This window comes from Anaerosporobacter sp. (genome assembly GCF_031551385.1).
Lineage (GTDB): Bacteria > Bacillota > Clostridia > Lachnospirales > Lachnospiraceae > Anaerosporobacter.
This window is the reverse complement of the sequence record NZ_JAVBNS010000114.1, coordinates 1-8,743: the sequence shown is the minus strand read 5'-3', so window position 1 is coordinate 8,743 and position 8,743 is coordinate 1. Positions and strand designations below refer to the sequence as shown.

7 protein-coding genes and 1 pseudogene are annotated in these 8,743 nt (G+C 36.5%); 7 read left to right on the top strand and 1 reads right to left on the bottom strand.

The features are described from left to right. Positions 1-86 precede the first annotated feature (86 nt). Complete coding sequence (locus RMR19_RS10370) at positions 87-995, top strand: DUF2935 domain-containing protein (protein ID WP_310603422.1); 909 nt, start codon at positions 87-89, stop codon at positions 993-995. A 111-nt stretch (positions 996-1,106) separates the two neighbouring features. Here the strand turns inward: RMR19_RS10370 and RMR19_RS10365 are convergent, their stop codons facing one another. Continuing rightward, positions 1,107-2,369: a hypothetical protein gene (locus RMR19_RS10365; RefSeq protein WP_310603421.1), complete on the bottom strand. Its 1,263-nt coding sequence runs from the start codon at positions 2,367-2,369 to the stop codon at positions 1,107-1,109. A 77-nt stretch (positions 2,370-2,446) separates the two neighbouring features. On the opposite strand from RMR19_RS10365, the pseudogene RMR19_RS10360 reads away from it, so the two are divergent. The 6 genes and pseudogenes from RMR19_RS10360 to RMR19_RS10335 form a co-directional block, all read left to right on the top strand. Beyond that, positions 2,447-2,836, top strand: a pseudogene (locus RMR19_RS10360) (flavodoxin family protein); the annotation flags it as partial. Positions 2,837-3,041: 205 nt separating this feature from the next. Next, a complete protein-coding gene (locus tag RMR19_RS10355; RefSeq protein ID WP_310603420.1) occupies positions 3,042-3,887 on the top strand; it encodes a hypothetical protein in 846 nt (281 codons plus the stop codon). 208 nt (positions 3,888-4,095) lie between these two features. Continuing rightward, on the top strand, positions 4,096-6,039 hold the full coding sequence (locus RMR19_RS10350) for a beta-glucoside-specific PTS transporter subunit IIABC (RefSeq protein WP_310603419.1): 1,944 nt from the start codon (positions 4,096-4,098) through the stop codon (positions 6,037-6,039). A 12-nt stretch (positions 6,040-6,051) separates the two neighbouring features. Beyond that, positions 6,052-7,488 carry a glycoside hydrolase family 1 protein gene (locus RMR19_RS10345; RefSeq protein ID WP_310603418.1) on the top strand — a complete coding sequence of 479 codons (1,437 nt, stop codon included), beginning with the start codon at positions 6,052-6,054 and terminating at the stop codon, positions 7,486-7,488. Between the two features lie 12 nt (positions 7,489-7,500). Next, the gene (locus RMR19_RS10340; RefSeq protein ID WP_310603417.1) at positions 7,501-7,758 is read left to right on the top strand and encodes an HPr family phosphocarrier protein; all 258 of its coding nucleotides are present in this window, start codon (positions 7,501-7,503) and stop codon (positions 7,756-7,758) included. Between the two features lie 14 nt (positions 7,759-7,772). Continuing rightward, positions 7,773-8,743 (top strand): phosphoenolpyruvate-utilizing N-terminal domain-containing protein (locus tag RMR19_RS10335; RefSeq protein ID WP_310603416.1); only part of this gene is annotated, 971 nt, incomplete at its 3' end.

Genomic DNA, 8,743 nt, shown 5'->3' with positions numbered 1-8,743 from the left:
TTGTTAAGTAATATTACTGTATGACACCTACATGATTTACGGTGCATATACTAGATGGAATAATAATATTTGGCAAGGAGAACGATATGGATAATTATGCACAGTCCTCATTGGAGTTGCATCTGTTTTTCGGAAGAATTATGAAGGAGCATTCTTTTTTCTTGGAAGTGGGATATACAAAAGCAAATCCTGAATTTATAAAAGAAGCAAGTGAATTCAAGGGGAAGTTTGAAGATTTATTGTATGATGTTATCTGCTGTAGTCAAAGAGTTGTGAGCGAGGAAATCTTCGAGTCTGGTGAAGTAGTAACAGAATTCACGTTAGAAGCGGAGAGACAGACAAGTATGTTAACTGGTAGTGCACTTGATGAAAACGTTACGATTCTTGAGGAAAAACTATGGAATAATATTGCACAGGGAAAGAGGGCTAATTGTGATTGCGATTTATCTGTGATGATAACTCGGATAAATCGAAGATGCTTAGAGTTATTAGATGGGTTAATTTCTTTCAAAGAACGTACATTAGACAATGTATTGAGCTGCAAGATGTTTACTGTAAACTATCCATTATTAATAGAGCACATTATTCGTGAAGCAAAATTATATCAGATGTATGTTAGAAAATTGGAAGAAGGAATGGTAGATACGAAGGAAGACATGAAAAATGTAGAATTGTTCTGGAACCAGATTATGATGGAACATGCATTATTTATAAGAGGATTACTAGATCCGACAGAGAATGAATTGATAATGACAGCAGATGATTTTGCACATCAATATGCACTCTTGCTGACAGAAGCAAGAAATATGACAGATAGGACAATGGAATCTGTGACGGATAAAACACTTGAGGAAACAAAAAAATATCGTGACTTCAAGAAAGCGGGAACGAAAGGAATTGAAGAATGTAATATTCGTAGCATAATTCTTCCATTACTAGCAGACCACGTATTAAGAGAAGCAAATCATTATATTCGAATATTGGAGCAAAAGTAAAGGCTGCAATAGGTCGACAAGTTCATATTACAAAGAAAAGAGGGAGCGAATTGATGTGATTTGTCCCTCTCTTTTCTTTGCATGAAGAAGATAAGTGCTATTCTGCTATCGTTAAGTCAAGATATCTTCTTTCTTAGTACGCGCAATTGTTGTATTGTCTACTTTTCGATCTTGTAACGCTTCAATGATATGAGGCTCTACTTCGAAACGATAATCCTGTCCATTTTTTACAATATATCGTTCGATAATATCATGACTTGGAACATCTTCAGGGGATTTGATTACACTGTTTTGATATTTAAAGTAGTTATCATCATCAGGTAAGCTTGAAACAGGAGTATAATCTTCAAGTTTACCAGTAAGGCGTACCGATTTGAGTATTTCTCGAACATAATCGATATTAGAACCTAGGGAAAGAAGCTTAGGAAATTCAGCATTTGGAATTACTTGTTGCCATTCTTTGCCCTCATATTTCTTTAGTAACTCAGCTGCTTTATGAAGATGAGCAACTTCTTGTTCGAATTGTTGTTCCCAGATTTTTTTAATGTATGGATCGCATTCTGTTTCAAAACAAGAGTAATATAGATAACACTCTGTATATTCATGCATTAATAGGTTTTCTAGCCAAGTACAGTTTGTATCAATTAAACCACCATATTGTGAAACATGCTGCTCTTCGATAAGACCAATTTCTTGATATAATCTACGTCCAATATCTGAAGTATAGAAACAGCTAACATTCATATAATAGTTCATAGTTTGTTGTTCGGCAGCAGTGATAATATTAACATGGAGTTTTGTTGATAGGTCAGCAGTTTTGTTATCAATAAAATATTTGATATCATCAAAAGGATAACGAGCTTCAGCGATTGTTGGACGTCCAGGCATAATCTCTGTGTATTTACCTACTAGTTTATCAGCATAGATATGATGTTCCATCTCTAGTAAGTTTGCGTAGCGATATAAGTGATCGAAGTCTTCTAACAATGCGAAATCAAGAGCCTTCTTAACAACAGGGTCATTTTCATCTTTGGCGAGTATACTTGTTAAATCAACTGCTAACTGTTCGTAGCCGATTGTAGTTTCTAGGATTGTTTCATTGATAGGTTTAAGATTGCTGATACGTTTTTGCTGTTGTTGTTCAACACGTCTCATTAAAGCAAGTTCTCTTCGGATATCATTATTATTGCAGTGACGTGAGAATTGATGAGAAAACCAAACAGCTTCAAATTCCGTACCATTCATCAAGATAATACGGGTTTTCGTATAGGGATCTGTTGCATCTTTATCATAAGATTTAGGATACAATTCTTTGAAGTCGAGAAAGGTATCTTCGACATTTTTTGGTTGCAATTCAAAAGGATTTATAGACATAAATAGTGCCTCCTAATATAGTTTTGTAGATAGTATTTGGGATTACAATAAAATTTATTCAATAAGTAAGGAAGTACATGATTTTTATGAAATCTGTTCATTACGCAGCAGCATCAGGGATGTTGACTTCATTCTTAGATCGTGCATTTTACGGTAAGGGAAGTGTCTATGCAGATAAACCAGGTGCAGCAGTAGTGAGTTGTCGTAGAGGTGGAGCAACTGCGGCATTTGACCAGATTAATAAGTACTTTACAATTGCAAATATGCCGATTGTATCGTCTCAATACTGGAATATGGTTCATGGTAATAATCCAGCAGAAGTTGTTCAAGATGAAGAGGGTATGCAAACAATGCGAACACTTGGAACAAATATGGCTTGGCTACTCAAATGTATTGAAGCAGGTAAGAAAGCAGGTATCGCAATGCCTGTAAGAGAGCAAAAGATAAGCACAAATTATATTCGATAAATGTAAAGAAGTTTTGCCTGTCTAATATTAAGTAACAATGAGATAGAAGATGAGGAATGCGAGTGAGGATAAAAACGACAGAATACGAGTATTTTAGAGAATAAAAGTCGAATTACAGGAAAAATCCACGAAACAAAATTAGTCCCAATCATTATTATGTTGAATAAGATATATTATGCAATATGAAATAAAAAGGGAGATAATTATGAATTGTGGAAATAATAATTCTGGCTATACAAGAATGAATAGAAATTGTGGAAATACGAGACCAAGTTGTGAAAGCTCAAAGCCAAGTTGTGGCGATGTAAGATCAAGTTGCGAAAACACAAAATCGAATTGTGGTTGTGGAAGAACAATGACGGAATATACAAGACCAAGTTGCAACTATGAGAGAGTAAATGAAGCGGCAGAATCAAATTGTGGTCGTATGCCGATGAATGAAGCAGTAGAGAGTATTAATGTTGAAGATTGCTCTTGTCAAGAATTCATGAGAATATTTGACTGGTATAATTGTACTACCGATAAAGCGAGCAGAGAGTTTATGGAAGCGGAAAAAGATCTTAACGATGCAATCGAATGTATTAAGATGGGTTTAGCATATAATGAAAAGGCAAAAGATATTAATACTTGCATGGATGAATTTCTAGATGCAATGAATGAAGAGAACGTTTGTGATAAGCAAGCAACATGCGGTAATGCAAGAAATGATTGTAATACTAGATGTAATTGCGATATGCGAAATACTTGTAGTTCAAATTGCAACAATAGTTGCAGTGGAAGATGTAATAATTCGTGTAATACAAATTGTGCATGTGCTTGTAACGTAATGTCTATGAATTCTTGTACACAAGGCTGCTCGAGAAGAAACGATCCATGTATGCAGATGAGAGCAGAACTTAAGGAGATGATTTGCGATATTAACAAGGTTGAGGAGGAAAGCTTAGAGCATGCTCAACAAGCAGTTGATAAGTTAATGGAAGCGCAGAAACTTCGTAAATGTGCATGTGAGTTAAAGAGTAAAGTAGCAAGAAATTGTTTTCCAAAGTGTTAGAAAAATACTTTTTGATTGTAACATCATGATATAAAAATTAAAAATGGTTAGTTTCCTAAGATAGGACTCGGACAAAATAAAGTAAATGACTTTATTTTGTTCGAGTTTTTTTTATGTAATGTGGACATACTGAATAGAGCACAGGCGAATTTTAATTAACGCCATTGTTAGAATGAATAAACCTTATAAAACTATGGAGGGAAAATTTATGGCAAATAAGTATGACGGATTAGCCAAAATTATAATCCAAAATGTAGGTGGACGGGATAACATTATAAGTCTTACACACTGCATTACGAGACTACGTTTTAAATTAAAGGACGAGTCGAAGGCAAACACAGATATATTAAAAGCAACAGAAGGTATTGTAACGGTAATGAAATCAGGTGGACAATACCAAGTAGTTATTGGAAATCATGTACCAGATGTATATGCAGTTGTATGTGAAAAGGCACATATTACAGGTAATGCGCCGATATCAGAAGACACACAAGGCGAAAAGATGGGTTTTGGTGCGAGACTTATTGATATTATCTCGGGTATCTTCCAACCAGCTCTAGGTGTATTATGTGCGGCAGGTATTATTAAAGGATTTTTAGCACTATGGGCATTTATTGCTTCTTCACAGGGACTAGATATAACAACAAGCGGTGCTTATATGACTTGGTATGCTGTTGGTGATGGATTCTTCTACTTCTTACCAATACTTCTAGGTTTGACAGCAGCCAGAAAATTTAAAGGCAATGAATTTGTTGGTATGGCACTTGGAGCGGCACTTTGTTATCCAGGTATGGTAAATATTACTTCGACAGCAGAAGCAATTGGTTCTATATTCACGGGATCATCGTTTGAGATGGCTTACCATAGCACATTCTTTGGTATTCCTATTATTATGCCTCAAAGTGGTTACCCATCATCGGTAGTTCCCGTTATTGCAGCAGTTGCATGTGCGGCATGGTTAGAAAAACGATTAAAGAAAGTGATACCAGATGTTGTAAAGACATTTATTGTGCCAGTATTGGTACTTGTAATTATGGTTCCTGTTACGTATATCGTAGTTGGACCAATCACTTCTTTATTATCAAGCTTAGTAGGTGTAGGATTTAACTTGATTTTAAACATTCCAGTTGTTGGTGGTTTACTTGCCGGTCTTGTGTTGGGTGCATTATGGCAAGTGCTTGTAATTTTCGGTCTGCACTGGGGACTTATTCCGTTAATTATGATGAATATTGGTACTATGGGAAGCGATATGATTATGAGTTTAGCGTTCCCAGCTTCCTTTGCACAAACTATGGTAGTTTTTGCAATTGCACTGAAAACTAGAGATGTGAAGACACGAAATGTAGCAATACCAGCGGCAATATCAGGAATCTTTGGTGTAACAGAGCCAGCGATTTACGGTGTGACATTGCCTAAGAAAAAACCATTTATTATTTCTTGTATAGCAGCCTCAATTGGTGGTGGTATAGCAGGTTTAATGGGTGTTAAGATTTATCTTATGGGTGGACTTGGAGTATTTGGATTCCCAGCATTTATTGATAATAAAACAAACAGTGTATACAGTTTGATTTGGGCATCTGTTGCAACAGTAGCAGCAATGGCAGTGGCATTTATCGTAACTTATATCACATATAGGGATGAAGACACAAGTATTTCAAGAGAGACAAAAGATATAACAGCAACTAAAGGTACAACGGGAATACCTAAAACAGTGATATCTCCAATGAAAGGAAAAGTAATTGATTTGGGAGAGGTAGAAGATGAGGCATTCTCTTCAGGTGGATTAGGACAAGGAGTTGCAATTATACCGACAGAAGGAAAAGTATATTCACCTATAGATGGTGAGATTGTAACATTTTATCCAACAGGACATGCAATTGGTTTAGTATCTACAGAAGGAATAGAAGTTCTCATTCATGTAGGAATGGATACTGTAAAAATGAATGGTGATGGATTTTTGATAAAAGCATCACAAGGAGCAAAAGTTAAGAAAGGTGATTTGCTATTGGAGTTCGATATTGCGAAAATCAAGGCAGCAGGATATTCCGTTACAACACCAATTGCTATCACAAATATTGAGAATTTCACAGATGTAATACCAGATGCTTCTGGTAATGTAAATGTAGGAGATAAGATTATTACAGTTATATAAAAGGAGAACAGAATGAATACTTTTAGAACAGATTTTTTGTGGGGAGGCGCAACAGCGGCTAACCAGTATGAAGGCGGATGGGATGTGGATGGCAAAGGTGTATCGATATCCGATATGTGTACGAATGGTTCTCATACAACACCCAAAAGAATAACACCGACATTCGAAGAAGGAACGTTATACCCAAGTCATGAAGCAACGGATTTCTATCATCATTATGAAGAGGATATTGCATTGTTTGCGGAGATGGGTTTTAAAACATTTCGTTTATCGATTGCATGGACTCGAATTTTTCCTACAGGAATGGAGGAAAGTCCGAATGAAACGGGGCTTGCATTCTACGACAAAGTATTTGATGAGTGCAAAAAATACAACATTGAGCCGCTAGTTACGATTTCTCACTATGAGATGCCATATGCATTAGTAGAAAAATGCAATGGTTGGGAAGGTAGAGAATGTATCGGATATTTTGAAAAGTATTGTAAAGTGATTTTTGAACGATATAAAGATAAAGTGAAATATTGGCTGACATTCAATGAGATTAATGCTGGAACTATGATAATGGGGGCAGCAATTTCGTTAGGAACAATTAAAGGCTACAGTGGAGCAGTAATGGGAGCACCGGATGAGCCACAGGTACGCTTTCAAGCATTGCATCATCAATTTGTTGCCAGTGCAAAAGTAGTAAAATATGCACATGAAAAATATCCTCAGTTTAAGATGGGAAATATGTGTTTGTTTGCTACGATGTATCCGTTTACATGTAATCCAGACGACATTATCGAAACACAGAAGCAGATGCGAATGGTAAACTGGCTTTGTTCGGATATTCAAGTACGTGGAGAATATCCAGCATATGCAAAACGCTTTTTTGAGGAGAAAAACATTACGATTAAGATGGAGCAAGGTGACGAGGAGCTTTTAAGAGAAGGGCTTGTAGATTTCTATACGTTTAGTTACTATATGTCAAATTGTGTATCAGCCAATCCAACAAAAGAACAGACAGAAGGTAATATGCTAGGTGGAATTAAGAATCCGTATCTAAAAGCAAGTGACTGGGGCTGGCAGATTGATCCGAAAGGACTTCGTTATACATTAAATGAAATCTATGATCGCTACCGAATCCCTCTTATGGTTGTAGAGAATGGACTTGGTGCTCATGATAAGCTAGAAGAAGACGGTAGTATTCATGATACTTACCGAATTGACTATATGCGTGAGCATATTGCACAGATGAAAGAGGCAGTAGGTGATGGCGTAGATTTAATGGGTTATACACCTTGGGGATGTATTGACCTTGTTAGTGCATCAACAGGAGAGATGGCAAAACGTTATGGATTTATCTATTTAGATAAATATGATGACGGGACAGGTAGCTTAAAGAGAATGAGGAAAGATTCTTTTGCATGGTATAAAAAAGTTATTGCCAGCAATGGTGAGGAATTATAGGAGGAAAAAGCTGTGGCAGAGTTTACGTATACAATTACAGATGAGATTGGAATCCATGCACGTCCAGCAGGAATGCTAGTGTCAAAGGCAAAAGGATATGATGCTAAAATAACACTAGAATGCAACGGGAAAAGTGCAGAGATGACGAAACTTATGGCAATCATGGCGATGGGGATAAAATGTAATGATACCGTCACAGTAACTACAGACGGAGCAGATGCAGATAAAGCAGCAACAGAATTAGAAGAGTTCTTTAAGAATAATTTGTAAAGAGGAGAAGTCGTATGGAAGCGAGAAGCGGAAAAAAAGTATATCGGGGAATTGCGATTGGCAGAATTTGTTTCTTTTCGAAAAAGGAAAATGTAGTAACAAGAAAAAAAGTTGATAATATAGAGGCAGAAATTACTCGTTATGAATCCGCGAAGGAAAAGGCCATTATGCAATTGCAGGAACTTTATCATAAAGCAGTGAAAGAGGTTGGTGAAGTGAATGCTCAAATCTTCGAAGTACACGCAATGATGCTAGAAGACGAGGATTACAATGATTCTGTTTATAATCTAATTCAGAATCAAAATCTGAATGCAGAATATGCAGTGGCTACTACTGGAGATAACTTTTCGGAGATGTTTGCAAACATGGACGATGAGTATTTTCAGGCTCGCTCCATCGACATTAAAGATATTTCAGAACGAATCATAGCGATATTGAATGGTAAAGATACGGATTCAAATGCTCTTAAAGAGCCTGTAATAATTTTAGCAGAAGATTTAGCACCAAGTGAAACCGTACAGATGGATAAAAGCAAACTATTAGCATTTGTAACGCGATATGGTTCTGTGAATTCGCATACAGCAATTCTTGCAAGAACGATGGGGATACCAGCGTTAATTGGAACAGATATTGATGAAAGTTTAAACGGTAAAATGGCAATTGTAGATGGCAATGAAGGAACGTTAATTATTGAGCCAGATGAGGAAACATTGCATAGATATGAGCTTGAGAAAGCAGCAGAAGAGAAGCAGAAGGAATTATTACTGAATCTAAAAGGGAAAGAGAATATTACAAAGAGCGGGCAAAGCATAAATCTCTACGCCAATATTGGAAATGTCGCAGATTTAGCATTGGTGCTACAAAATGACGCAGGCGGAATTGGATTATTCCGTAGCGAATTCTTGTACTTGGAAAAGAATACATTTCCAACGGAAGAGGAGCAGTTTCAAGTATATCGCCAAGTGGTAGAAACGATGGCAGGGAA

Bases quoted from the DNA above. Each gene is read 5' to 3' on its own strand.
- RMR19_RS10370 (WP_310603422.1), top strand. From the start codon at position 87: ATGGATAATTATGCACAGTCCTCATTGGAGTTGCATCTGTTTTTCGGA.
- RMR19_RS10365 (WP_310603421.1), bottom strand. From the start codon at position 2,369: ATGTCTATAAATCCTTTTGAATTGCAACCAAAAAATGTCGAAGATACC.
- RMR19_RS10355 (WP_310603420.1), top strand. From the start codon at position 3,042: ATGAATTGTGGAAATAATAATTCTGGCTATACAAGAATGAATAGAAAT.
- RMR19_RS10350 (WP_310603419.1), top strand. From the start codon at position 4,096: ATGGCAAATAAGTATGACGGATTAGCCAAAATTATAATCCAAAATGTA.
- RMR19_RS10345 (WP_310603418.1), top strand. From the start codon at position 6,052: ATGAATACTTTTAGAACAGATTTTTTGTGGGGAGGCGCAACAGCGGCT.